Here is a 25,926-nt window from a genome sequence, read left to right on the forward strand (position 1 = left end):
ATAAAATTTTCTGTGTTTTTTAATAACTTTTTTAATAAAAAAAATATCAAGAAAATTTTCTCCTTCTTATATCTTCGATAACTTCTTCCATTCTCATTTTTCTAGAACCTTTTATTAATATTGATATCTTCTCATGAATGGAAATTAGATAGATTAATTTTTTTGTTAATTTTTTTTTGGAATGAAAATGCATTCCATTTTGGAACGATTGGCTGATGAATAAACTGTACTTTCCAAAACTTATAATTGTGTTTAAGTTCTTGTTCTGAATTATTCTAGATATTTTTTTGTGATAGAAAGAAGAATACTGACCTAGTTCTAACATATCACCAACGACCAGTACTCGATACCCAGGCATTTTGGAAAGAACATCGATAGCTGATTTCATCGAACCAAAATTTGAGTTATATGTATCATCTAGTATAATTTTTTCAGAAGATATGTAAACCGGATACATTCTTCCATCTATGGGATGAAAATTTTTTAGTCCTTTCTCTATTTGATCAATTTTAGCTCCAACAGATATAGAAAGAGCTGCAGAGGCTATTGAATTTGAAATATTGTGTAATCCAGCTAAATGACTCGAAACTCTCGCTATTCCAAAAGGAGTATGAATATCAAATTTCATAAAAAAATTTTTTTCAGAGATTGTATTGGAGTAAAAATGAGATTTTTTCTTCTTTTTTAATGAAAAAAACCATACTTTAGAAAGATTACGAATCTTATGTTTCCAATGTTTAATATCATGGTTATCTAAGTTAATAACTGCCGTATTAAACTTTGATAATCCAAAAAATATCTCTGATTTTGCTCGAGATAAATTTGAGAAAGACCCAAATCCTTTCAGATGAGATGCAAATAAGTTATTAATTAATACGACATCTGGATTGACAATCTTGCTGGAAAACTTAATTTCTCCTAATTGACTAGCACCAATTTCAATTACTACATATTGATGAAATTCGTTCACCCGTAAAAGAGTCAACAATACTCCAAGAGAATTATTATTATTTTTTTTAGTAGAGATAGTAGATCCAACTTGAGAAAGAATCGTATGAGTCATCTCTTTAACAGAGGTCTTTCCAGAAGAACCTGTAATTGCGATAAACTTGGCTAGACTTTTTTTTCTAATCCAAGAAGCCAACCTTTCAATTGCATGGATAGTGTTTTCTACTATAATTTGAGGGTGATCAATAGATAATATTTTTTCTGATAATATCGCTAAAGATCCGTTTTTAACAGATTGTTTAGCAAAATGATGTCCATCAAAATTTTTTCCCTTAATTGCGATAAACAAAGAGCAACTTCTAAAGTTTCTGCTATTAGTTGAAATTTTTTGAATGATTAATTTACTAGCATGGGAACACGATATTTTCTGTAAGTTTCCTGAAACAATAGATGCAATCTTTTTTAAATCTGTTTGAAACATAAAGAATAGTTTTTTAGGTAACTGACTACAATCTGATAATCAGAACAAAGTATTTTTCGATCTCCTACAATTTGTTTCTCTTCATGACCTTTTCCTGCAATTAGAACTGTATCATTCGGTTTTGCTCTTGAAATAGAATATCTAATAGCATATTTGCGTTCCGGAAAATATCGTATAGATTCTAAATGAGTACATCCTCGTAAAATTTCTTTGAAAATTTTTTTAGGATCTTCAAATCTGGGATTATCATCAGTTATGATGACAAAATCAGAATATTTTTCTGCTATTCTTCCCATAATTGCTCTCTTCCCTTTATCTCGACTTCCTCCGCAACCGAATACGCACCAAATTTTTCCTCCAAAATGTTTCCTGATTGAAATTAAACATTGCTTTAAAGAATCTGAATTATGAGCATAATCTATAATAACTCTTGGATTATAATGTGAAACTAATTGCATACGTCCGATAACAGGAGATACTCTTTTCGAATTTTTAATCAAAAGATGAATTGGGTATCCAATCATCAAAAGTGATGCTATAGCTAACATGAAATTAGCTACATTAAATTCTCCTAAAAATGATGTTCTTATTTCCCCATTACCCCAGTCAGAATTGAATCGAATTATTGTTTGATTGTATAAGTATTCAATTTTTGTTGCATATAATATAGGTCGATTTAATAAATTTAATTTATTTTTATGATTAATGGATACTGCACAGGAATTTGGGAAATCTTTAATCCATTTAGATCCAACTGGATCATCTATGAAAAATACTCTATTTTTGCAATCATGTTCGTAAAATAGTTTTTTCTTCGATAATTCGTAATGCTCAATATTATTATGATAGTCTAAATGATCTCTTGTGATATTTGTAAAAATTGCGGAAGAAAAAGATAGACTACAAGTCCTTCCTTGATCCAATCCATGTGAAGAAACTTCCATAGCTACTATTTTCACGCTTTTTTCAAGAAACATTTTTAATGTTGAACAAATTTCAAAACAAGATAAAGTTGTTAGTTCACTTGGATAAATTTTTTCTCCAATTAATCCATTTCCTATAGTTCCCATAACTGCACTTTTTTGTCCAATTAATTTTGCTAATTGCGCAACGATATGAGAAACAGTGGTTTTACCATTGGTTCCTGTCACTCCAATCAACTTCATTTTTTTGTTTAAAGATCCATATAACTTTTTTGAAAAAAAAACTATTTTCTTTCTTATATTTTTGACAAATACGATTGGTATTTGATTCAAGAATTTTATGAATTCATCTTCTTTAGTTAAACTGTTGGATTCAGCAATTATAGCAGAAGCACCTCTCGATATGGCATGATTAATATATTTCCTTCCATCTTTTTGAGATCCAACAATAGCTAAGAATATATCTCCTTTTTCAATTTTTCTGCTATCTAACTTGATTTCTTTAAACTTTACATTTGCAACAAGTTTTTTTGATTGATGTAAAAGATCCGATAAATTTCGGTATGTCTTCATAAAATATGATGGCAATTTTTTATTGTATCTTTATATTTTATATAATTCAGTAATTTTTTCATAATTTCAGTGAATATTGGTGTCGATACCAATCTTCCATAATAGTTGCCTGCTTTTGGTTCATCTATAACAATTATCAATGAATATTTTGGATGAGATATCGGAGCAATTCCTACAGTACAAGAAATATATTTATGAACATATTTTGCATTATTTACCTTTTTAATCGTCCCTGTTTTTATCACTGCTTGATAATCAATCTTTTTTTGAAAAGATTTTTCTCCTTCTAAAGGAACATGTTGCATCATTTCAATTACTTCCTGAACAATTTTTTTTGGAAAAACTCTTTTTTCAAAAAATAAACCGTCTTCTTTTTTTAAAATTGATAAGTTTTGAAAAATTCCATAGTTCCCAATGATTGAATAGGCTCGAACCAACTGTAGTGGAGTGATCATAAATCCATATCCAAAAGAAAAAGTAGCTTTTTCTATGGGAGTTAATTTTTTTTGAGAAAGAGGAAATCTTCCATTTTTTTCGTTAAACAAATTCAAGTTCGTGGATTTTCCAAATCCGAAATTTGAATATGTACTTAAAATTTCTTCAGAACTCATTACTAATGCGATTTTAGAAGATCCAACATTACTTGAATGTTGTAAGATTTCTGAAATGGATGAAAAATCATATTTTTTGACATCCTTTATTAAAAATTTTCCTATTTTATAAGGTTTAGTTAGTATGATACTCTTTCGATTGATGATCTTTTCATTCAACGCTTTAACAATAATCATTGGCTTAACAGTCGATCCAGGCTCAAATAAGTCAGATATCACACGATTTTTAGTCATTTTTGTTGGACAACCATGAAAGTATCCATTTGGATTTTCAGAGGGTATACTTACCATAGATAATATTTCTCCAGTATGTATATCTAATAAAGCAGACATTCCTACTCTTGCTCTATTTTTCAGAACGTGTTTATTCATTGATTCATAAATAATTGATTGAATATCAATATCGACACTTAAAGTTATATTCTTAGGAAGTATGTCTTTTTTAATGATAGATATTTCTTCAATAATCTTTTGATTTTTGTCAACACGAACAATTTTTTTTCCATCAACTCCGTTTAAGATTGAATTAAAACTTTTCTCAATCCCTTCTATTCCAACCTGATTCACGTTGGTCAATCCTAAAAAACTGGCAGAAATTTTTCCGTATGGATAATATCTTCGTAATTCTCTGAACACATGAAGTCCTTTAATTTTCATATTGACGATTGATCTAACATTTAGCCCAACTACTTTCCTAACCAAATAAATAAACTTAAGATTCTTAGAAGAAATGATTTTTTGATAAATTCTTTCTAAAGGAATTTTAAGTTCGATGGATAATTGTTTCCAAATTTTTTGTTCTCTAATATCATTAAATTTTAGAACTATTTCTGGATTCACTCCTATAGAATAGGCTGTCACATTGATCGCTAATTTTTTTCCATTTCTATCAAATATTAATCCTCTATCATGTTTTATTTTTTTTGTTCTCAAAGATAAAAGATCGTGAAACTTAACTAACTTTTCAGAACATAAAATCTGTAAGTATCCTATTCTTAATAGAATGATGATTGCACAAAACGAAAAAATGATTAATATAAAAAAAAATCGAATTTCCATTTCTTTTTTTTTGAATGAAGAAAAATAGAATGACATTGAATTACTGTATAGTTTATCTTCTCTATCCTTGTTCATATTCTTGCTTGATTTTAAAATTTTTCTTCTCATTTTATTTTTTGATCGATAGATAGATATTTTTTTAAATTTAAGATTTCTTTTTCAGATTTTATAAAAAAATTTTTCTCTATTTCTTCTTCTTTTTCAATTGTTAATAATTTTATCTCGTAATTTACTTTAAAAGTCTCTATCAAAGTGATGATTATTAATATCAATAAAAAAAAAACAGAAAAATTTTCTTTCTTAAAAATATCGATAATAATAATTTTTGCTAAATTATTTTTTTTTTTCATTGGATTATTCATGAATATAAAATTGAATTATTCTTAACAAAGCACTTCTTGATTTAGGATTTTTATAAACTTCACTTCTTTTTGGTTTAATTTTTTCAATTAATTTTAACTTAATGTATTCGGGAATATTTTTTTTAAAAGTTTTTTTATTGATTATCGAATTACTATCGTATTTTTTTATAAAGTTTTTAATTATTCTACTTTCTAAGGAATGAAAACTAATGACGGCTATTCTAGATAAGGGAGCTAATACCATAAGAGATTTTTCTAAAACTTCTTTTAATTCTTCTAATTCATTATTAATATGGATCCGGATAGCTTGAAAGGTTCTAGTAGCAGGATGTTTTCTTTTATACGAAACAATTTGAGAAACAATTTCTACTAATTGTTTAGTGCTAGTTATCTTTTTCAGATTTTTTTTATGATTTTGTCGAAAGATTGATCTAGATATCTTTCGTGATTTTTTTTCTTCACCATATCTTCTTAAGATTAGCTCAATTTCTTCTCTCTTAGCCTTTTCTAACCATTTTTTTGCAGGAATTCCTACTTCTGGATTCATTCGCATATCTAAAGATCCGTTTCTTCGAAAAGAAAAACCTCGATTCTCATCATTAATTTGTATCATTGAAATTCCCAAATCTAGGAGTATACCATTTACTTTTCCGACAATTTTTTCTTCTTTGGCAAATTGATATATATCTGAAAACAATCCATGTTTGATGATAAATCGAGAATCTTTGATTTTCTTTGCCACAGAAATAGATTTTGGATCACGATCAATTGCTATCAGTTTTCCCTTTTTTTCAAGTTTAGATAAGATGAGTTTGCTGTGTCCTCCTTGTCCGAAAGTACAATCAATATATGTTCCGTCTCTTTTAATATTTAATCCTTCTATTACTTCTTCTGGAAGAACTGCAATGTGATTCAACTCTTTCATAGACCAATTTTTTTATTATTTTGTTTCTGATGAGTTTCTTGATGAAAGGTTTAGACTAAACGATTTCGTTTTTAAAAATGACTACCTTACAATATGAATATAAATTATTTTATTTAAGGTACGAATATCGTATTCAAATTATTAATTTATTTTTTTAATTACATTAAATATTTCTATTTTTTCTTTCTAAAAATAGAATTTGATATGATTTTTAGTTATATGTTTCGGATATCTTTGATATCATAAAACCATTAAAAATGGTTCGTCTACTTTATATTTAATAACTTGATAATTTTAAAGTTTTTGTCTAATTTTTTCTTATTTAAGAAATATAAAATTTAATTTCAAAATGGTTTTTTTAATAACAAATATATTTATGTGAGTTAATTTTAGAAAAATTAATTGTTAAAATTTTGAGAATTTTTCGGGTGTTTTTAGAAATCTATATGAAAATAAATTTATATTTCAACCTTATCGAGAGTATTTTTTTAATGGAAGAACAGTAATTTTTTGTAATCTACAAAAAGTCTTAAGAAAATTAGTAAAAATTTATTCAATTGTTACTATCTAACCAATTTAGAATTTTTCTTTAAAAAAGTAAAGTTAATTTATTAAAGTTATAAGTTACTATTATATAATTTCTCTAATTTAAATTGGAAGCGAAGAAAGTTTGTTCAAACATAAAGGTTACTTGTAAAGATATGACAGGTTCGCTTTTTACATCTGAATCGGTTTCAGAAGGTCATCCAGATAAAGTTGCTGATCAAATTTCTGATGCTGTTCTTGATGAAATACTTAGACAAGATAAAAATTCCAAAGTTGCTTGTGAAGTTTACGTCAAAAATGGAATGGTTATGATTGGAGGAGAAGTTAAAACTCAATCCAACATAGATTTAGAGAATACCGTTCGAAAAACATTATCTGATATTGGATATACGGATTCAAAAATAGGATTCGATGCTCGTTCTTGTGCTATTATCAATATGATTAGTAAACAGTCTCCAGATATACTGCAAGGAATTAATAAAAAAAATCCAATTGAACAAGGAGCAGGTGACCAAGGAATTGTTTTTGGGTATGCTGATATAGAAACAGAAGATTTAATGCCAGCTCCAATTACTTATGCTCATAAATTAATGATACGTCAATCTGAAGTTCGAAAAAGTAAAATTTTGCCATGGATTAGACCAGATGCGAAAAGTCAAATTACTTTTCGATACGAGAATGGAAAAATAATAGGTATTCATTCAATTGTTATATCGACTCAACATTCTGAAGAAATTGATAGAAATTCTTTAAAAGAAGGGGTGATAGAAGAAATTATATTACCTATTATTCCTAAAAAATGGATTAAAAAATATACGAAGTATTTTATAAATCCAACTGGGAGATTTGTAATAGGAGGTCCCATGGGCGATTGTGGGTTAACTGGAAGAAAAATAGTGGTTGATACTTATGGAGGAACTTCTCGTCATGGAGGAGGAGCATTTTCTGGAAAAGATCCTTCTAAAGTAGATCGTTCAGCTGCTTACGCGGCAAGATATATAGCAAAAAACATTGTTGCTTCCGGAATAGCGGAAAAATGTGAAATACAAATATCTTACATAATTGGAATACCTGAACCAAACTCTTTGACAATTGAAACTTTTGGAACCGAAAAAGTAGATATCAAATATTTAAAAAATATAATTAATGAAATATTTGATCTTAGACCATATGGACTGATTAAAATGCTTGATCTTCTTCGTCCTATCTATTTGAAGACGGCTTCTTATGGACACTTTGGTCGATCAATTTTTCCTTGGGAAAAAATAGACAAAGTGAAGCAATTAAAGTCAATTTTTCGAATTGCTAACTAATTGTTTTCTTTTTATTAATTTGAGAATTTTGTAATTTTCGAGAGCTTCAAACATCTTTTTTAAAAAATATGAAATTGTTGACGCTTTGTTTTTTTAAAAATTGGTTTAAAAGTTATTTTTCGTAAGAAAATTAAAGAAAATCACTTGTTGAATTCAATTTTTATGAAATTCTCTAAAAAAGTTCTTCCTTGTTTAGGTATACATTTTATTTTTTAATCATCTTCTGATAAATGTATTGAAAATAGTAGTTTATCTTAGAAATAGTAATTTTTTTACCGATTTCATATATAACTAAACTAATTTTAGGAGATTGATTTTTCCCTGTTAGAACAAATCGTAGAAACATGTAGACTTCTTTGACATCTATTTGAAATTTTTTTGATAAAGATAGAATAATGGAATTGATGCTTATGATGTTCCAATCTGTTAAATCTGATATTTTTTTTTGAAACTTATACAGTAGCTTTAAAAAAGCCTTGCTCGAATATGTTGGAATAATTGATTCAAATTCGTTTTTTTCCTGAAATAATGGTAAAGAACACTCAATCATTTCTAGAAGTGTTTGACATCGATTTTTGAAAAGTTTGGCAACCTTATTCAAATCAATTTTCTGTTTTAAGAGATTTTTCTGCGATTCAGAAAAAGTTTTTAAATGTTGAACAATATAAAATTCAGGTAAGGATTTTATATAATATTCATTCATCCATAACATTTTTTTTTGATTTAACATGCTAGGAGATTTTCCGATAGATTTTAAAGAAAAGTAATTAATCATATCTTCTATACTGAAAATTTCTAGATTTCCGTATGACCAACCTAGTCGAAGTAAATAATTTAAAATTGCTTCTGGTAAGAATCCTTTTTTTTGATAACTTTCAATCCCATACAATTTATCTTCTCTTTTAGAAATTTTTTTTCCTTCTTGATTTAATATAGGAGCAACATGAATATATTCCGGGGCTTTTAATCCAATAGCATGCAAAAAATTGATTTGTTTTGGAGTATTATTAATATGTTCTTCTCCTCTAATCACGTGAGTGATGTCCATTTTGTTATCGTCAATAGGAGTACAAAAGTTATAAGTAGGAATGCCATTTTCTCTACGTAATATAAAATCATCTAATTCAGAATTGCAAAACACAATATCTCCGCGAACCAAATCTTTTACAACGACTGAACCTTCTTTCGGATTTTTAAATCGTACTACATGGGGACGATTTTGAAAGGTCCGGGATATATTTCTGCAGTTTCCATCATATTTTGGTTTCTTCCCTACACTTATCTGGTTAGCTCTCAAAACATTTAATCTTTCTAAGGAACAGTAACATCGATAGGCAAGATTCTTAACAATCATTTCTTCAATTATATCATTATAATATTCTAATCTTTTACTCTGATAATACGGTCCTTCATCCCAGATTAAATTCAGCCATTTTAGAGTTTTTATGATGTTTTTCTTTGATTTTTCAGAAGATCGAGTCAAATCGGTATCTTCTATTCTTAGTAAGAATTTTCCATTAAATTTTCTACTAAATAACCAAGAATATAAAGCTGTTCGAATATTTCCTAAATGTAGATTTCCTGTTGGACTTGGTGCAAAACGAGTTTTGATGTTCATCTTAAATTTATTTTAATCAAAAGTTTTCTAAAAATTATAACAACAAATGAATTCAGTATTCTATAAAAATAAATTTGTTTTTTTCAATCACATACAGTAGTATAGAGAGATTGATTTAAACTCATAAAAAGTCAGACTAAAATCATTTCGAACAAGCTTTGTAGGAATGACTTTTTCTTGAATTGGGCGATTAGCTCAGTTGGTAGAGCACCTCCCTTACAAGGAGGGGGTCATCAGTTCGAGTCTGATATTGCCCAAATATTTTTAAAATAGATCAATTTTAGAATTAAAAAAAGGACAAAAATTTTTTCTTATCTGATTTTTTCTATGATATTTTCAAGATTTCTTTTCTAATTTTATATAGTATATCTCTTAATAATCGGTCTATACGGAATTGTATTCCTTAACTTTTTTCAAAGACTTTAAAGTCAATCCTTCTATCATATTTTTGTAGAAAGAACTAGAAAAATGTAAAATCAAAAATTTAATTTATAATATCCATTTTTTCATTTTTAATATTATACTATATAGGGATGATATTCAAAAAAAGAATAAATTTAATTGATTTAAACTTTTTATCAATTTTTTTTTGAATAAATGACTAAATCAAAAAAAATAAATATCTAACTTTATATTTTTTTTGAAAATTTAATTTTAAGAATGTAATAAGATTAAAATGACAGATTTACTTTGAAAATTTTAATAATTGAATTAGGTATCTTTTAGAAAACGAAATATTTTTTTGAACAAGTGATTCTTACTGTTCTTTTAAAGAAAAAGAAGGTTGAATATGACAAAACGTTCATTTATCTCTTGAATAGGAGCTCATTTCGTAAATATTTATTGTTCGTTGAATAAGATTCTTAAATTAGTCAATTTTTTAATCTTTAAAGATCAAGAAAAATGAAGATCAATACTTTTTAAAATGAAAGAAATAATTCCCGGTAGATCATTAATTGAATTAAGATCTTTAACGAAATCTTTTAAGGGAAAGCAGGTAATTTCTCAATTTAATTTAAAAATAAAAAATGGTCAGTTTTTGGCTATATTAGGACCTTCTGGATGTGGAAAAAGTACCATATTGAGATTGATTGCTGGATTGGAAATTGCAGATCAAGGACGTATTTTTTTAGATGGTCAAGATATAACTACTGTTCCTCCTTCAAAAAGAAATGTAAACATAGTTTTTCAAAACTATGCCTTATTTCCACATATGTCTGTATTCGAGAATATTGCTTTCGGATTAAAAATCAAAAAGCAGTCTTCTTCGGTTGTATCGGAAAAAGTAGAAAATATTTTAGAGATCATGCAAATTCAGAAGTTAAAGAATAGGTATCCTAATAAACTTTCTGGAGGACAACAACAAAGAGTAGCAATTGCTAGAGCAATGATTAATCAACCTAAAGCTCTTCTTTTGGATGAGTCTTTATCTGCATTAGATTATAGTTTAAAAAAAAAGATGCAGAAAGAGTTGAAAAGATTACAAAGACAATCTGGAATTACGTTTATCTATGTTACTCATAATCAAGAAGAAGCATTTTCTATGTCAGATAGAATACTAATTATGAAGGAAGGAAGATTAGAACAATATGCATCTCCAGAAGAAATATACAAAAATCCTAAGAATCTATTTGTTGCAAAGTTTGTTGGTGAAATTAATATCCTAGATGCTACTGTTGTATATCGAATTGAAGAAAAGAAAGCTAGAGTGAATTGTGAAGGACTATATTATGATATAAGCACTAAGTTTCCGACTTATCAAGGACAAAAGCTTAAAATATTATTACGTCCTGAAGATTTAAAAATTAAGAAGATTAAAAAAATAAAATTTGAAAATAAGCAATTAATTGGCTTTATTAGAGAAAGAATTTATAAAGGTATGATCGTTGATACAGAGATAGAAATTAAGAATGGAAAAAGAATTAAAGTAAGTGAGATTTCTAGTCAGTTGAAAGGAGAGAGGAATTATTTATTAAATCAAAAAATTGAAATTAAATGGAAAGAAAATTCGGAGATTATTTTTTTTGATGAATCGTAATTACTATAGTTTTCGAAATATCATAATTTCCTTTGTATTACTTTGGTTGTCTACTTTTGTACTTTTTCCAAGTATATTGGTCTTCATAACGAGTTTTCTAACCAAAGATGGTCAAAAAATTTTCGATTTTCGTTTAACTTTTGAAAATTATACAAAATTATTTGACCCAATGTTTAAAGAAGCTTTTTTACAATCTCTTTCAACTTCAATAATTTCTACCTCATTTTGTCTGATCGTTAGTTATCCTTTTGCATTTTGTCTATGTTGTGTTCCAGAGAAAATTCAAAAATTAATGTTATTTTTAATAGTTATGCCTTTTTGTATAAGTTCTCTTGTTCGAATTTATGGATTAAAAACTTTCTTAAGCAAAAATGGATATCTTAACGATTTTCTAATTTGGTCAAAAATAATTAGCAAACCAATCAAAATTTTATATACAAAAAAAGCTGTGATAATTGGATTGGTTTATATATTTGTTCCATTTATGATCATACCAATTTATATGAGTTTTAAAAAAATAAATTATTCTTTAATTGAAGCAGCAAGAGATCTTGGAGCAAATAAATACCAAATTTTCATCAAGGTGATATTTCCATTAACTCTTCCTGATATTGTATATAGTTTTTTACTCGTTTTTTTATCTTCAATAAGTTTATTCTATATTTCTGATCTTATGGGTGGATCAAAAAGTTTGTTGATTGGAAACATTATTAAAAGTCAATTTTTAAACTTGGGAGATTGGCCATTTGGTTCAGCTACAAGTATAGTATTAATCATTTTTACAAGTCTATTACTTTATTTTTATTACATCATTTCATGTTTAATAAAAAGAAAAGCGGGTAGATGAAATATGATTATTCGTTTTTTAAGGAATTTTCTTATCCTTTCTGTGTACTTTTACCTCTATATTCCCATAATTATCTTAATAATCGACTCTTTTCATTTTTACAAACTTGGTAGCTCTCTCAAAGAAATTAATATTAGTAAATACGAATTATTGTTGAAAAATGATTCTTTAATGCAAGCTGCATTAAATTCCATAACAATTTCTTTTTTATCTGCAAGCATAACTACAATAATAGGATTTTTAATTTCTCTCTCCCTTTTAAGATATAGCCTTAAAAGTAAATTTTTTATATATTGTATGCTTTTTATTGTTTCTGTTTCTCCAGATATAGTAATGGCAATCTCTTTATTATTTTTATTCAAATTTATAAGAATTCCATTAGGATTCTTTTCTTTATTATTATCTCATATTACTTTTTGTTTACCATTTTCAGTAATCAATACTTATTCTAAGATGAAAAAGTTCGATATAAACTTGTTAGAAGCAGCTGAAGATCTTGGAGCTAGTGAGTTTTTAATTTTGCGATATATCATTCTTCCATTATCGATTCCAGCAATAGTATCTAGTTGGCTATTAACTTTTATTGTTTCGATAGATGACGTCACTATTTCTTCATTTGTTACTGGACCAAGATATGAAATACTTCCTTTAAAAATTTATTCTATGGTAAAAGTAGGAATATCTTCAGAAATTAATGAAATTTCAATACTTCTTCTTTTATTCTTTATGTTTTGCTTTTTATTGGTTCATGGATTATGGAAGATTTTCAAAAAAAATAAGAGAAAGAGATTAATAGTATAAAATCGAGATGATTTTAACTTTCAGATTTTTTTTGAATTGATATAAGAAATGATTTTTTATGTTTTTAATAAATCAATTCTAGAACTATAGTAAATCTGATTTTTTTAATAAGAAGAGGTTGGAACATGAAAAAGTACATTTTTTGTCTTTTTTTAATCAAGATATTTTTTTTTGGACCTTTTGTTCTTTCAAAACCAAAACAAGAGACTTTATATTTTTATAATTGGTCCGAATACACACCTTCTTGGTTATTGAATCAATTTACTAAGGAGACTGGAATTAAAGTTATATGTTCTACGTACGAGTCAAATGAAAGTATGTATAGTAAATTAAAAGCTAATTTTCAAGAATCTTATGACATCATCGTTCCTTCGAGTTATTTTATAGAAAAAATGAAACAGGAAGGTATGCTTCAAAAAATAGATAAAACTAAATTAAAACATTTTCATAATTTGGATCCAAAATGGTTAAAAAAATCCTTTGATCCTGAAAATGACTATTCTATTCCATATATATGGGGAGCTACAGGGATTGGTGTTAATAAAAAACTTCTTTCGAGTAAGTCAAACATTTCTTCTTGGTCAGATTTATGGAAACCTGAATTTAAAGGATCTGTTCTTTTAATCGATGATGCTAGAGAGATATTCCAAATGACTTTAATCAAACTTGGATATTCTGGAAATACTAAAGATTCCAATTTGATTCGAATAGCTTATGAAGAACTCAGAAAGTTAATGCCAAATGTAACAGCTTTCAATTCAGATAATCCGGCTATGCCTTTCCTACAAGGTGAAGCTGATCTCGGAATGTTATGGAATGGATCTTCTTTTGTAGCTAAAAGAATGGGGTTTCCAATTGATTTCGTTTGGCCGAAAGAAGGAGGAATTTTTTGGATGGATAATTTGGCTATTCCATCAAATGCAAAAAATGTAGAAGGTGCAATTAAGCTAATTGATTTTTTATTAAGGCCTGAAATAGCCGCGGAAGTCTCTAAACAAATTGGATATCCAACACCTAATTTAGGAGCAAAAAAACTTCTTCCAAAATCTATAACAAATGATAAAACTTTATATCCAGACGAAGATGTAATTAAAAAAGGAGAATGGCAAAAGAATGTTGAAAAATCAAATATATTGTATGAAAAATATTTCCAAAAATTAAAAATTGAAAGATAAAATGGAGTTTTTTTGAAAAAATATTGATTTTCTTTTCATTTGAATATTTTTTTTAATTCAATTTCGTTCTCTACAGGATTCGAACCCGTAACTAACCGTTAGGAACGGTTTATTATATCCAGTTTAACTAAGAGAACTGTCAAATTTTTCTTAATCTATTTTCTCAATTGGTAAATCTTTACTTGGAGATATGATCCGATTTCGTACAGAAATTAAATTTGAGTAACCTAATCAATCTTCTCGAATTGATTTTCAAAAATTAAATCGTTAAAATATTTTTCCCATGTGAAAATTTTTTTTTAATTTTTCTGGATAATCTATTAATAGTTTTTGTAAAAGTTTTTATATGAATCAGAGAAAAACTGTCATTTTAAAAGAAATCTAAAAAGACTTTTGATAAAAAAATTACCAAATGAAATCGAGATGTTTTTAGTATATTTTTTTAATATTTTATGTCAACTGGTATCTTTCATTAAAATTTTTTTTGAATTGAAATATTTGAAATTAAAAAATATTTTGTAATTTTTTATATAAATCAAGTTTTAAAATTTTTAAGAAAAAGTTAGACATTTCTTATTTTAAAATTTAAGTATTTTGAAAAAGACTTTCGGTTAATTCTCTCGAAGAGTATTATGAAAAATAAGTATCAAAACATAAATAATGAAATACTAGAGATGTGCACTATCAAAGATGTGCTCAGATTGATGGTGACCAAACTTAATGATTCAGATGTTTGCTACGGACAAGGAACAGATAATTCATTCGATGAAGCTGTGTATCTTCTATTTTCCACAATTAAATTATCAACCGATGTTCCAGAGATTTTTTTGTCTTCTCGTTTAACTCGTTCAGAAAAAAAGAAAATTGCAGAAGTTTTGATTTCAAGAATATTCGATAGAATACCCTCAGCCTACTTAACTAATGTAATCTGGTTTTGTGAACACGAGCTTTATGTAGATGAAAGAGTATTCATTCCAAGATCCCCTATCTCAGAATTGATTGATAATAATTTTGAATCTATTATAAACGTGGAACCAAAGAAAATTTTAGATCTTTGTACTGGAAGTGGATGTATAGCCATTTCTTGCGCACACATCTTTAAAAATTCGGAAATAGAAGCATCGGATATCTCTAGAGAGGCGTTGGAGGTTGCTCGGAAAAATATAGAGTTGCATTCTCTTTCTGAAAGAATATTTTGATTCATTCCGATCTATTTACTAGCATTCCACCAAAGAAATATGATCTTATTATTACAAATCCTCCTTATGTCGATCAAAAAACATTGGGAATGTTGCCAAAAGAATATCAAATGGAACCAGTTATTTCTTTAAGAGCTGGAGAAGATGGTTTGAAATTTATAAAAAAGATACTACGATATTCTTCTTATTTTTTGAACGAGAATGGACTGTTAATATGTGAAGTTGGCGAAAATATAATGAATTTGTTCAGTCGTTTTCCAAAGGTTAATTTTAAAATTTTAAAATTAAAAAATAAAGGAAAAGGAGTGTTCTGTATTGGAAAGAGACAGATTTTTGAAAACCAAAAATTTTTTTAAAATTGTTTAGAAATGTCATAAAAGAAATTAAAAAAAATCGGAGTTCAAATAATGACTGGAAATTCAATTGGAAAGATCTTTCGTGTTACTACATTTGGTGAGTCTCATGGGATAGCCATGGGATGCATCTTAGATGGAGTTCCTCCTGGAATACAAATTTCAGAAGAAGACTTAAGAATTGATTTAGATCGAAGAAAACCTGAAATAATCTCTGAAGAAGGAATCAGTCAAAGAAGCGAGCCTGATGAAGTGAAAATAATTTCTGGAGTGTTTGAGGGGGTAACAACTGGTAATCCCATTGGAATGTTCTTGAAAAATTACGATCAAAAACCTAAAGATTACAAAAGTTTCAAAAATATTTTTAGACCTGGACATGCTGATTATACTTATCAGAAAAAGTATGGAGTTAGAGATTATAGAGGAGGAGGAAGATCTTCTGCTAGAGAGACCGCCATGTGGGTAGCCGCAGGTTCGATCGCAAAAAAATATTTAAAAAAAGAATTGGGAGTGGTTATACAAGCTTATCTAAGTCAGGTCGGAAAAATTTCTCCTAAATTAAAAGAATGGGGTGAAATTTCTAAAAAAAATTTTTTTTGTCCAGACAGCTCGATGGTTTTGAAACTAAAAAAATTATTTTCTTCTTTAAAGAAGAAAGGTGATTCCATAGGATCAAAGGTTACTGTACTTGGTCGGAACATTCCTTCAGGTTTAGGAGAACCTGTTTTTCACAAAATTAATGCTGATATCGGTCATGCAATGATGAATATTAATGGAGTAAAAGCTATAGAGATAGGAGATGGCGTCAAAGTTGTCGAGATGAAAGGAAGTCAAAACAGAGATGAAATGGTAAAAAATCATCTTTTTCTTACCAATCATTCTGGCGGAATTCTCGGAGGAATCACTACTGGACAAGATATAGTAGTACATGTTTCATTTAAACCAAGTTCTAGCATTAAGATTCCATGTACAACGATTAACCATCTTGGAGAAGAAACCACTATTTCTGTTTCAGGAAGACACGATATTTGTATTGGAATTAGGGCAGTTCCTGTAGTAGAAGCAATGTTAGCTATTATTTTAACCGATCATTTCTTGATTCATCGAGGAAGATGTACGTGACGAAATCTCTTTTTTTGAAAGACTTTCGATTGCTTCTTAAGAAGAAATATCAATAAACATGAAGAATTGGAATTTCTGATGTAAAAATGAATAAACTATTTTTCAAAGATATATTTTTATAAGGATATCAAATGCTTAATGATTTGTTTTGTATGAAATAAATTTTGTATCCTTTCTTTTTTATATTTTTTCTAAAAGATAAAATTTCTTTCTATTTAGATCTGTTTTTTATTTTATATTATTTTCTTTAGAAAATTTTTTGAGTTTTCTCATATTTTCTCAAAATAGAGTTTTGGCTGTTTTTTTCTGAATGAAATTCATAGAGTATTTTTTGAAATTAAATTAATTATGATCGTAGATAAGGTATATTTTTAATGAGAAGAGCAGTAATTACCGGAATTGGAATTATTTCAAGTATTGGTAACAATCAAAAAGAAGTTCTTCATTCTTTAAGATTTGGAAAATCTGGAATTCAATTTTCAGAAGAGTTTAAAAGTGCTGGATTAAGAAGTTGTGTTTGGGGGGGTATTAAAATTGATAGACAAAAAATTAGAAAGAAGATTCATAGAAAAGTGTTACGTTTCATGAGTGATTGTTCCATATACACTTACTTAGCTATGCAAGAAGCTATCCTAGATTCTCAACTTTCGCATGATCAGATTTCTCATATAAGAACAGGGATTGTGGTTGGTTCTGGAGGAGGATCGCCATATCATCAGGTAGCTGGTTCTGATATTATGAGGAAAAGAGGATTAAGGGGAATTGGACCTTATATGGTTACGAAAGCAATGGCATCTGGGATATCAGCTTGTTTAGCAGTTCCATTTAAAATCAAAGGTGTAAATTATTCAATTAGTTCTGCTTGTTCAACTTCAGCTCATTGTGTTGGACATGCTTTAGAATTAATTCAGTTGAATAAACAAGATATTGTTTTTGCGGGAGGAGGAGAAGAATTGAGTTGGCAATTGACTTGTGAGTTTGATGCGATGGGAGCTTTATCTACAAAATACAATCATATTCCAGAAAAAGCTTCTCGACCATATGATGAAGGACGAGATGGATTTGTAATTTCCGGAGGTGGTGGAATCGTTGTAGTAGAAGAATTATTTCACGCATTGTCAAGAGGGGCTAATATATATGCAGAGATAACTGGATATGGAGCAACTTCAGATGGATATGATATGGTTTCCCCGTCAGGGGAAGGAGCGGAAAGGTGCATGAAGATGGCTTTACGCAACAAAAAGAAAGGTGCTATAGATTATCTTAACACGCATGGAACATCGACATTAATTGGAGATATAAAAGAATTAGACGCTATTCGAAAGGTCTTCGGGAAAAATAACCTTCCTTTAATTTCTAGCACTAAATCGATAACTGGACATTCTTTAGGAGCTGCTGGAGTACATGAGATTATTTACAGCTTAATCATGTTGAAATACGGATTTGTTTCTCCGAGTATTAATATAGATGAACTTGATAAAAATGCAAAAGACATGAATATTGTTACAGAATATTTTGAAAAAGAGATGAACTCAGTTATGTCGAATAGTTTTGGATTTGGAGGGACTAATGCATCTATCTTAATGGAAAAATATTCTTTTCCAACTATAGACAAATAATAAATCAAAATGTTGGGGAATTTCTTGAACTTTTATTTATAAAATAATTCTTGATTTTATCTTTTATTTTAGGGATTGAGGTTTTGAACTTCATGCAGGTTTTATTTGAGTTCTTGTGAATTTTATATAAAATTTTTGAAAAATTGACGAAATGTTAAAAATATTGGTGGACAAAAATATTCCTTATGCTTTGGAACTGTTCGGGAAATTCGGTGATGTAGATTTTTTCGATAATCATAATGTTTTTGAAAAACTTTCAAAAGATGTAGAAATATTGATAGTTCGGTCGATTACCAAAGTAAATCGTTCTCTAATAGAAAATACCAATATAAAATTTGTCGGAAGTGTAACGTCCGGAACGGATCATTTGGATAAAAAATGGATGAAAAAGAATGGAATTTTCTTTTGCGATGCGGGGGGATGTAACGCAATTTCTGTTGTAGAGTACGTTATATCTGCATTATTATCTCAATTTGATCAAAAATTTTTTAAATTACAAGGAAAAACTTTTGGAATTATAGGATTTGGGAAAATTGGGAGTTTATTAAAACGTTATTTAAAATCTTTCGGAGTAAATACCATATTATATGATCCTTTTAGATCTGTCAATGAAGAAAAAGATAAAAGAACACAGTGTATTTCTTTGGAAGATCTAATACAAAAATCTGATATTATTTCCTTGCATACATCTTTGGAAACTTCTTCATATCATTTGTTTAACGAGAATGTTTTAGATGCTGTTGGAACAAACAAAATTTTGATTAATACTAGTAGAGGATCTGTTATAGATAATCGAGCACTCTCTAAATTATTTCGGAAAGGAAAAAAGATTAAAGTGATTTTAGACGTTTGGGAAAACGAACCGAATATTTCTCAATATCTTTTTGAAAAAGTTATGATTGGAACTCCACATATTGCTGGTTATTCAATAGAGTCTAAAATAAGAGGTGTAACGCAAATTTTTAAGAAGCTAAATAAATTTTTGAAGAAGAAATCAATAGAAATTTTGGAAGATAGACTTTTTCCAAAATCAAAGTTTAAAGAAATCTTTTTTACTGGATCAATCGATGAGAAGAATCTAAAAAATTTGATACATCTAGTCTATAATGCTAACGATGATAGTATCTTATGGAAGAGAATTTATGAAAGAAATAGGGAAATTTCTTTTGAATATATTCGAAACAATTACTCAATACGAAGAGAATGGTCTTCCATTATGGTAAATTGTGATGATGTCAATTCATTTAATTTACTAAAAAGAATTGGTTTTATCGTAAGGTATATTTAGGAAATATTTTGGATCGATTTGAAATGTTGTTTTTTTTAATAATTTTCTATCTTTTTGAATTTTAAAATATTCGAACTATTCTTATCGGATGAATTTCTATCCAATTGAAATTTTTCAAAGTATTTAACTAAACTTTGGAAGATAATTTTCAAGTTTTTTTTTAAAATTATGAAAAATAGAGTTGCACTTGGAATACAGTATGACGGAAGTCGATATCATGGATGGCAAAAACAAAAAAACGGATTGGATAGTATACAGAAACGTTTAGAGAGCTCTTTAAAAAAATTGACCGATGAAGATATTAAAACATATTGCGGAGGAAGAACTGATTCTGGAGTGCATGCGTTCGGGCAAGTGGTTCATTTTGAAACTTATAAAATCCGAAAGGACGTCGTATGGGTTTCAGGAGTTAATCATTTTTTGCCAAAAGATATATCGGTTCTTTGGGTAAAGCCCGTTTCTCATCGATTTCATGCTAGATTCAGTGCAATTTCTAGGCACTATCGGTATCTGATTTTTAATAAAGAGATTCGTCCAGCAATATTTCGATCGAATGTTCTTCATATTTCTAAGAAACTAGATTATAAAGATATGAATAAAGCTGCTCAATGTTTATTGGGAGAAAATGATTTGATTTCCTTCATTTCCTTTGATCGTCGTTCATTTAGATCCACTAAAAGAAATATTCGATATATAAACGTAAAAAGGTTTGATAGTTATGTTATTATTGACATTGTGGCGAATTCATTCGCTTACAATATGGTCAGGAATATCGTCGGGAGTTTGATCGAAGTGGGTTTAGGAAAAAAAGGAACAGAATGGATAAAAAAACTGATTGAGTTAAAGGATAGAACAAAATCAGGTCCTAAAGTACATTCAAAAGGTCTATATTTGATGCACATAAATTACTCAAAAGAATTCAATCTTCCTAGTTGAACTACTTGTTCTTTATTCTTAGCTTAGAACGAATTTTATCAATTTCACTTCTCATTTTTTTTAATTTAATTTGTACATCTTTTAGAACACGATTTCTTTAAAAGACAATTAATTTTCTATTGAATATATTTTAAAGGATTCACCTTATTTTTATTTAAAACAAAACTAACAAATACGTTCTATTTTTTTGTAGAACAAATAAGCATTCTCTTATAAAACATGAGTTGGATCGACAGAAAATCTAAAAAAAACAAAATCGTTCGTACAAAAAAAAGAAATTTTCCTGAAGGAATATGGACAAAATGTGATAATTGCTCCCAAATTCTTTATAGAGAAGAGGTAGAAAAAAATTTGTTTGTTTGTCCAAAATGCAACTTTCATATGTATATTTCTGCTCGGAAGAGATTATGTTTTTTTTTAGATAGATCTAAATCAATAGAAATTGGAAAAAATTTAAAAACAAAAGATTTTTTTAACTTTTACGATATAAAAAAGTATACTGATAGATTGAAAGAATCTCAAAAAAAATCTAAAGAAAACGACGCCATGATTGTCATGAAAGGTGAATTAAAAGGTATGCCAATTGTATCCTCTGCATTTGAATTTTTATTTATGGGAGGATCAATGGGTTCTGTTGTTGGATCCCGATTTGTCATAGCAGTAGAAAGATCTTTAAAAGACCACTGTCCTCTAGTTTCTTTTTTTTCCAGTGGAGGCGCGAGAATGCAGGAATCTTTTATTTCTCTGATGCAAATGGCTAAAACTAGCGCATCTCTAAAAAAAATGAGGAGAAAAAGGTTACCTTATGTTTCGATATTAACCAATCCTACTATGGGTGGAGTTTCTGCAAGTATTGCAATGTTAGGAGATATCAATATAGCAGAACCGAAAGCTCTTATTGGATTTGCCGGTCCAAGAGTAATTCGACAAACTATTGGAAAAGAATTACCAAAAAATTTTCAAAGAAGTGAGTTTCTTTTAAAGAATGGAGCAATTGATATGATCGTAAATAGATTTGAAATGAGAGAAAAAGTCTACAATATACTTTCTATTTTAACTAATCGAAGAATTTTTAAGAAAACATCTTCAAAAAAGACATGATTTATCCGAAATTAAGATTTAATAAGAATTTTTCTTTTGAAGATTGGTTGGTTTATATTCGTTCTCAACATTCCATTCAAATCGATATGAGTTTGGAACGAATTAAATCAGTTGCAAAGAAGATGAATTTGTTTCATCCTGCTCCTATTGTCATTGTTGTTTCTGGAACTAATGGAAAAGGTACGACTTGTAATGTTATAGAGAAAATTTTGATTCAATCCAATGTCAAAACTGGAGTATATAGTTCTCCTCATCTAATTTCTTATACTGAAAGAATTAGAATTTCAGGGAAAGAAGTTTCTGAAAGATTGCTTTGTAATGCTTTTTACGATATAGAGAAAAGTAAGGAGAAGATTGTCACGTTAACAGAGTTTGAGTATGGAACGTTAGCAGCTTTAAAGATCTTTAAAAAAAGTCAGTTAGAAATCGCTATATTGGAAGTCGGTTTGGGTGGAAGATTAGATGCAACGAATATTATTGATTCTGATATATCTATAATTGTTAATATCGCTCGAGACCATGTTAAATTTCTAGGAAACGATAGGGAAAAAATTGGATATCAAAAATGTGGAATATTTCGATATGGAAAAACTTCGATTATTGGGGAAACAGATATTCCGAACTCAGTTCAAATATCGGCAAAGAAATTAATGACTGATTTATTTATTTATGGAAGAGATTGGATTTTCGAGATTGAAAAAAATTGTTGGCAATGGAAATCCGGAGAATGTATCTTTCGAAAATTACCTTTTTCAGAAAGTATTCCAATAAACAATGTTGCTACAGGGTTAGCTGCTATATACTTATTGAAGAAGAATTATGTTAACTTAAGAAAAAAGATAAAAAATCAGCATATTCGAAATGGAATCTTAAATGCTAAATTACCAGGAAGATTTCAAATCATTCGTCTTAAAAAAGGTCCTATAACTATTCTAGATGTTGCCCATAACTTTCATGCTGCTCAATATTTATCAAAAAGGTTGGATTATTTCCAGTCTCGGAGAAAAAAAATATACGCTATAACTTCTATATTGAGAGATAAAGATATAAACCTAATTCTATCAGTTCTGAAAGATAAGATTTGGCAGTGGAACTTTGTTTCTAACTTTCAAGATGAAAGAGGGCTATCATCTAAAGATCTATCAAGATATATGAAGAAGTCCTTTCAACATGAAAATTTTTTGTCAGCATATGAATCAGTTTTAAAAGAGATCGAAAAAAATGTTCTATTAGTTTTCGGATCTTTTTATATAGTTTCCGAGTATCTAAAAATGTTCAGTTAAAATTTCGTTTAATTGCGATAATATCTTTTTTATTTGAAGATGAAAAAAATCATAGTAGGTTTGACAGGAGCGAGTGGAGTAGTTTACGGAATTCGTCTTTTGGACATCGTTCGATCATCTAATTTATTTGAAATACATTTGATTATTAGCGAATCTGCAAAAAAAGTAATCAGTTTAGAGACAAATTGTCCTTTGAATCAAATTGAAGAAAAAGCAGATTTTGTTTATAGCAACCAAGATCAATCTTCCGTTATATCTTCAGGATCCTTCATTACTTCAGGGATGATCGTAGTTCCTTGTTCCATTAAAACTCTTTCAGGTATTGAAAATAGTTATAATGATTGTTTAATCGTTCGTGCTGCCGACGTTGTTTTAAAAGAAAAAAGAAATTTGGTATTGTGTGTTCGAGAAACGCCTTTTCATTTAGGTCATATCAAATTGATGGAAGAACTCTTAAAAAGAGGAGCAGTCGTATTTCCTTTAATACCATCTTTTTATAATAAACCAAACTGTATATCTGATATCGTTGATCAGACTGTCTATCGTATTTTGGATCAAATTGGAATTTTTTTAGAAAACTCTATAAGATATAAAGGTTAAAAATTATATTTTAAGAAATTAATAGTTTTATCTTGATTGAATAGAAGTAGCTGCAATTGTATAAATGATGTCTTCAATTGAAGCTCCTCTGGAGAGATCGTTCACCGGTTTTCGTATTCCTTGTAGTATCGGACCTACGGAAGTTAAGTTCGCTGCTCTCTGAACAGCTTTATATACTGCGTTTCCGGTATCCAAGTTTGGAAAAATAAAGACAGTTGCTTTTCCAGATAAATTGGAATTTGGAAATTTTTTTTTCGATACTTCTTCAGAAATAGCAGCATCGTACTGAATCGGTCCATCTACTAATAGTTCTGGTTTCTTTCTTTTAATGATTTTTACTGCTGATTTAACTTTTTCTACACTGTCCCCATATGCAGAATTTCCTGTAGAGTAAGATATCATAGCTATTTTTGGAATTATTCCAAAATGCATAGCTGATTCTGCTGATTGAATAGCAATTTCGGATAATTCTTCTGAATTAGGATCGATATTAATAGCACAATCTCCAAAGATCAATGTCTTTTTCGGAAATAGCATAAAAAATATGGATGAAATAATCGAGCTTATTGAGTTTGTTTTGATCAATTGTAAGGCAGGTCGAATGGTATCTGCTGTAGTGTTAACTATTCCGGAAACTAGACCATCTACTTCATCTTGCTGAAGCATCATAGTTGCCAATAAAATATTATTTTTCTTAAGTTGACTAGAAGCAGATTCTCGGTTCATACCTTTCTTTTTTCTTAAAATTACTAATTGATCGATATATCGATGATAAATTGTTTTTGGATCGAGTATTTCAATATCCTTCAAACTAATTTCAAATTGATCAGCTATTTTTTTTACTTTTTTAGGATTACCTAACAAAATGCAGTTGGATATACCTTTTTTTTTGCATATAGAAGCAGCTCGAATCATTTTAAACGTTTCTCCTTCTGGAAGGATGATCGTTTTTCTTTTCTGTTTTGCTAGATAAATTAATTTGTAACGAAACATTGCAGCAGAGATATTTTCTCCTCGGCATTCTAAAAAAAAGTTAGAGATCGATTTTTTTTCTTCAATGAACAAAGATTTTATCCAGCTACCTTCCAAATGGGTAGAAATATAATTTCTAATTTTTTTGATTTTCTGAACATCTTGATATTGAATCATTAGATTTAATGGATTGATTTTTTGTATTTTAACCGAAGTTTCAAATAAATTTTCTTCTACGATGAGTACGGGAAGGTGAGTGTTATAGAACAGACGGTGTAAACAATTGTATAAAGTTCTATCGATATCAAGTCCATCTACAATGAGTAAAGTACTAATCTTTAATCTTTCGTTTAAAATAGATAGATAAGTTGATATTATAGTTTGGAGATCTTTCGAGCTTGATATGATTAGAGACTTTTCAGGAATATTATTAAAATGATCAAAAAGTTTTTTTGTTCCAAACAAAATTGAATTTATTCTCTTAGTTTCTATTTCTCCACGGTTTAGTATATTACTTTTTAAGTATCTTGATATATCAATACTTCTAATAGACATAAGATTGAAGTTCCATGGAATCTTGATCATTTCTATATTAGAAAATGCTTTAAAATTTCTTTTTTTTGAATTAAAGTGTTTCTTATTTAAATTTTCTTTATAAGAAAAATTTAAAAAAGTTTTTTTTGGATGTTCATCAAGATAATCTGAAACATTACTGAAAATTATTCCTAGAACATTTTTTCTTGAAATTTTTAAGAATTGTATATATTTTAAAATTGATTGATGATAATCAGTATCTTCGGAAGCGATAAAAACGATTTTTGCTGATATTGAATTCATAATTTCGTAGTTTATAAACATATTTGAATGATATTCATTTGATATACAATTTCCTTTAATCAAATAAATTTTATCGATATCTTCCTTTAATCTAATTAAATTATAATAATCAATTATCTCTTCTAGGACTTTTTCTTTTTCAAAGAATTCTGATCTTTCAACATTTTTCTTTTTTGATCTTTGATATATACATTTTTTTGAAGTTATTTTTATTAACTTTTCAACATCATTATTTTTTTCTTCTATTTTTTTGAAGATTGGTTCGAAAAGATATATTTTTTTCTTTTGTCTTTCTAAGGAATGTACCAATCCTAATATGATATTACTTAAGTTTCTCTCAGGATTTGTTGGAATTAAGATAATTGTATTCAATGTTTTTACCTCGCTTATTTTGAA

The 25,926-nt window shown here is 28.2% G+C and carries 21 protein-coding genes and 2 tRNA genes; 15 read left to right on the forward strand and 8 right to left on the reverse strand.

Features of this window, described 5'->3' with window-relative positions:
- Window positions 1-46: 46 nt before the first annotated feature.
- The 5 genes from murF to rsmH are packed head-to-tail and all read right to left on the reverse strand — an operon-like array spanning window position 47 to window position 5,882.
- Window positions 47-1,429, reverse strand: coding sequence for a UDP-N-acetylmuramoyl-tripeptide--D-alanyl-D-alanine ligase (murF, locus tag AOE55_RS02195; RefSeq protein WP_080611757.1), 1,383 nt, complete (start codon window positions 1,427-1,429; stop codon window positions 47-49).
- Complete coding sequence (locus tag AOE55_RS02200) at window positions 1,411-2,925, reverse strand: UDP-N-acetylmuramoyl-L-alanyl-D-glutamate--2,6-diaminopimelate ligase (protein WP_013087819.1); 1,515 nt, start codon at window positions 2,923-2,925, stop codon at window positions 1,411-1,413. The genes murF and AOE55_RS02200 overlap by 19 nt, the downstream gene beginning before the upstream one ends.
- Window positions 2,922-4,703: a penicillin-binding transpeptidase domain-containing protein gene (locus AOE55_RS02205; RefSeq protein ID WP_080611760.1), complete on the reverse strand. Its 1,782-nt coding sequence runs from the start codon at window positions 4,701-4,703 to the stop codon at window positions 2,922-2,924. The genes AOE55_RS02200 and AOE55_RS02205 overlap by 4 nt, the downstream gene beginning before the upstream one ends.
- Complete coding sequence (locus tag AOE55_RS02210) at window positions 4,700-4,945, reverse strand: cell division protein FtsL (protein WP_013087784.1); 246 nt, start codon at window positions 4,943-4,945, stop codon at window positions 4,700-4,702. Before AOE55_RS02210 ends, AOE55_RS02205 begins: the two co-directional genes overlap by 4 nt.
- A 4-nt stretch (window positions 4,946-4,949) precedes the next feature.
- Complete coding sequence (rsmH, locus tag AOE55_RS02215; RefSeq protein ID WP_080611763.1) at window positions 4,950-5,882, reverse strand: 16S rRNA (cytosine(1402)-N(4))-methyltransferase RsmH; 933 nt, start codon at window positions 5,880-5,882, stop codon at window positions 4,950-4,952.
- Between the two features lie 701 nt (window positions 5,883-6,583).
- Between rsmH and metK the strand changes: the two genes are divergently transcribed.
- Window positions 6,584-7,741 (forward strand): methionine adenosyltransferase, encoded by a 1,158-nt coding sequence (gene metK, locus AOE55_RS02220; protein ID WP_080611825.1) that lies wholly within the window; start codon window positions 6,584-6,586, stop codon window positions 7,739-7,741.
- Between the two features lie 205 nt (window positions 7,742-7,946).
- On the opposite strand, the gene gltX is transcribed toward metK, so the two are convergent.
- Complete coding sequence (gene gltX, locus AOE55_RS02225; RefSeq protein WP_013087507.1) at window positions 7,947-9,359, reverse strand: glutamate--tRNA ligase; 1,413 nt, start codon at window positions 9,357-9,359, stop codon at window positions 7,947-7,949.
- 184 nt (window positions 9,360-9,543) lie between these two features.
- On the opposite strand from gltX, the gene AOE55_RS02230 reads away from it, so the two are divergent.
- The 5 genes from AOE55_RS02230 to AOE55_RS02250 all read left to right on the forward strand — a co-directional run bounded on the left by AOE55_RS02230 (window position 9,544) and on the right by AOE55_RS02250 (window position 14,220).
- Window positions 9,544-9,616: transfer RNA gene (locus tag AOE55_RS02230), tRNA-Val, on the forward strand.
- 668 nt (window positions 9,617-10,284) lie between these two features.
- Complete coding sequence (gene potA / locus AOE55_RS02235; protein WP_080611765.1) at window positions 10,285-11,397, forward strand: spermidine/putrescine ABC transporter ATP-binding protein PotA; 1,113 nt, start codon at window positions 10,285-10,287, stop codon at window positions 11,395-11,397.
- Entirely contained in the window at window positions 11,387-12,244 is an 858-nt protein-coding gene (potB, locus tag AOE55_RS02240) for a spermidine/putrescine ABC transporter permease PotB (RefSeq protein WP_013087582.1), read from the forward strand. The genes potA and potB overlap by 11 nt, the downstream gene beginning before the upstream one ends.
- A 150-nt stretch (window positions 12,245-12,394) precedes the next feature.
- Window positions 12,395-13,045, forward strand: a complete 651-nt coding sequence (locus tag AOE55_RS02245; RefSeq protein ID WP_231131477.1) for an ABC transporter permease subunit — start codon at window positions 12,395-12,397, stop codon at window positions 13,043-13,045.
- Window positions 13,046-13,170: 125 nt separating this feature from the next.
- Window positions 13,171-14,220 (forward strand): extracellular solute-binding protein, encoded by a 1,050-nt coding sequence (locus AOE55_RS02250; protein WP_013087462.1) that lies wholly within the window; start codon window positions 13,171-13,173, stop codon window positions 14,218-14,220.
- Between the two features lie 64 nt (window positions 14,221-14,284).
- On the opposite strand, the gene AOE55_RS02255 is transcribed toward AOE55_RS02250, so the two are convergent.
- A tRNA-Arg gene (locus AOE55_RS02255) sits at window positions 14,285-14,357 on the reverse strand.
- Window positions 14,358-14,852: 495 nt separating this feature from the next.
- Between AOE55_RS02255 and AOE55_RS02700 the strand changes: the two genes are divergently transcribed.
- From AOE55_RS02700 to AOE55_RS02295, 9 genes are all read left to right on the forward strand, one after another.
- Window positions 14,853-15,419 (forward strand): HemK family protein methyltransferase, encoded by a 567-nt coding sequence (locus AOE55_RS02700; protein ID WP_013087838.1) that lies wholly within the window; start codon window positions 14,853-14,855, stop codon window positions 15,417-15,419.
- The gene (locus AOE55_RS02705; protein WP_013087519.1) at window positions 15,416-15,775 is read left to right on the forward strand and encodes a hypothetical protein; all 360 of its coding nucleotides are present in this window, start codon (window positions 15,416-15,418) and stop codon (window positions 15,773-15,775) included. The genes AOE55_RS02700 and AOE55_RS02705 overlap by 4 nt, the downstream gene beginning before the upstream one ends.
- Before the next feature lie 51 nt (window positions 15,776-15,826).
- Window positions 15,827-16,894 carry a chorismate synthase gene (gene aroC / locus AOE55_RS02265; protein ID WP_013087712.1) on the forward strand — a complete coding sequence of 356 codons (1,068 nt, stop codon included), beginning with the start codon at window positions 15,827-15,829 and terminating at the stop codon, window positions 16,892-16,894.
- Window positions 16,895-17,268: 374 nt separating this feature from the next.
- Window positions 17,269-18,513 carry a beta-ketoacyl-ACP synthase I gene (gene fabB / locus AOE55_RS02270; protein WP_080611771.1) on the forward strand — a complete coding sequence of 415 codons (1,245 nt, stop codon included), beginning with the start codon at window positions 17,269-17,271 and terminating at the stop codon, window positions 18,511-18,513.
- A 151-nt stretch (window positions 18,514-18,664) separates the two neighbouring features.
- Window positions 18,665-19,801, forward strand: a complete 1,137-nt coding sequence (locus AOE55_RS02275; protein WP_013087443.1) for a 4-phosphoerythronate dehydrogenase — start codon at window positions 18,665-18,667, stop codon at window positions 19,799-19,801.
- A 168-nt stretch (window positions 19,802-19,969) separates the two neighbouring features.
- Window positions 19,970-20,737, forward strand: a complete 768-nt coding sequence (gene truA / locus AOE55_RS02280) for a tRNA pseudouridine(38-40) synthase TruA (RefSeq protein WP_080611773.1) — start codon at window positions 19,970-19,972, stop codon at window positions 20,735-20,737.
- A 219-nt stretch (window positions 20,738-20,956) separates the two neighbouring features.
- Complete coding sequence (gene accD, locus AOE55_RS02285; protein WP_013087660.1) at window positions 20,957-21,838, forward strand: acetyl-CoA carboxylase, carboxyltransferase subunit beta; 882 nt, start codon at window positions 20,957-20,959, stop codon at window positions 21,836-21,838.
- A complete protein-coding gene (gene folC, locus AOE55_RS02290) occupies window positions 21,835-23,121 on the forward strand; it encodes a bifunctional tetrahydrofolate synthase/dihydrofolate synthase (RefSeq protein ID WP_080611774.1) in 1,287 nt (428 codons plus the stop codon). The genes accD and folC overlap by 4 nt, the downstream gene beginning before the upstream one ends.
- A 39-nt stretch (window positions 23,122-23,160) precedes the next feature.
- Window positions 23,161-23,721: a UbiX family flavin prenyltransferase gene (locus AOE55_RS02295; protein WP_013087411.1), complete on the forward strand. Its 561-nt coding sequence runs from the start codon at window positions 23,161-23,163 to the stop codon at window positions 23,719-23,721.
- Between the two features lie 27 nt (window positions 23,722-23,748).
- Here AOE55_RS02295 and pta read toward each other — a convergent pair whose 3' ends face one another.
- Complete coding sequence (gene pta, locus AOE55_RS02300; protein WP_192847601.1) at window positions 23,749-25,902, reverse strand: phosphate acetyltransferase; 2,154 nt, start codon at window positions 25,900-25,902, stop codon at window positions 23,749-23,751.
- Window positions 25,903-25,926 lie beyond the last annotated feature (24 nt).

The sequence above is a fragment of the Candidatus Riesia pediculicola genome (assembly GCF_002073915.1).
GTDB classification, from domain to species: domain Bacteria; phylum Pseudomonadota; class Gammaproteobacteria; order Enterobacterales; family Enterobacteriaceae; genus Riesia; species Riesia pediculicola.

Bases quoted from the DNA above. Each gene is read 5' to 3' on its own strand.
- potA (WP_080611765.1), top strand. From the start codon at position 10,285: ATGAAAGAAATAATTCCCGGTAGATCATTAATTGAATTAAGATCTTTA.
- AOE55_RS02205 (WP_080611760.1), bottom strand. From the start codon at position 4,703: ATGAGAAGAAAAATTTTAAAATCAAGCAAGAATATGAACAAGGATAGA.
- accD (WP_013087660.1), top strand. From the start codon at position 20,957: ATGAGTTGGATCGACAGAAAATCTAAAAAAAACAAAATCGTTCGTACA.
- murF (WP_080611757.1), bottom strand. From the start codon at position 1,429: ATGTTTCAAACAGATTTAAAAAAGATTGCATCTATTGTTTCAGGAAAC.
- metK (WP_080611825.1), top strand. From the start codon at position 6,584: ATGACAGGTTCGCTTTTTACATCTGAATCGGTTTCAGAAGGTCATCCA.
- truA (WP_080611773.1), top strand. From the start codon at position 19,970: ATGAAAAATAGAGTTGCACTTGGAATACAGTATGACGGAAGTCGATAT.
- AOE55_RS02275 (WP_013087443.1), top strand. From the start codon at position 18,665: ATGTTAAAAATATTGGTGGACAAAAATATTCCTTATGCTTTGGAACTG.
- fabB (WP_080611771.1), top strand. From the start codon at position 17,269: ATGAGAAGAGCAGTAATTACCGGAATTGGAATTATTTCAAGTATTGGT.
- potB (WP_013087582.1), top strand. From the start codon at position 11,387: ATGAATCGTAATTACTATAGTTTTCGAAATATCATAATTTCCTTTGTA.
- AOE55_RS02250 (WP_013087462.1), top strand. From the start codon at position 13,171: ATGAAAAAGTACATTTTTTGTCTTTTTTTAATCAAGATATTTTTTTTT.
- AOE55_RS02700 (WP_013087838.1), top strand. From the start codon at position 14,853: ATGAAAAATAAGTATCAAAACATAAATAATGAAATACTAGAGATGTGC.
- folC (WP_080611774.1), top strand. From the start codon at position 21,835: ATGATTTATCCGAAATTAAGATTTAATAAGAATTTTTCTTTTGAAGAT.
- rsmH (WP_080611763.1), bottom strand. From the start codon at position 5,882: ATGAAAGAGTTGAATCACATTGCAGTTCTTCCAGAAGAAGTAATAGAA.
- gltX (WP_013087507.1), bottom strand. From the start codon at position 9,359: ATGAACATCAAAACTCGTTTTGCACCAAGTCCAACAGGAAATCTACAT.
- AOE55_RS02295 (WP_013087411.1), top strand. From the start codon at position 23,161: ATGAAAAAAATCATAGTAGGTTTGACAGGAGCGAGTGGAGTAGTTTAC.
- AOE55_RS02200 (WP_013087819.1), bottom strand. From the start codon at position 2,925: ATGAAGACATACCGAAATTTATCGGATCTTTTACATCAATCAAAAAAA.
- aroC (WP_013087712.1), top strand. From the start codon at position 15,827: ATGACTGGAAATTCAATTGGAAAGATCTTTCGTGTTACTACATTTGGT.
- AOE55_RS02210 (WP_013087784.1), bottom strand. From the start codon at position 4,945: ATGAAAAAAAAAAATAATTTAGCAAAAATTATTATTATCGATATTTTT.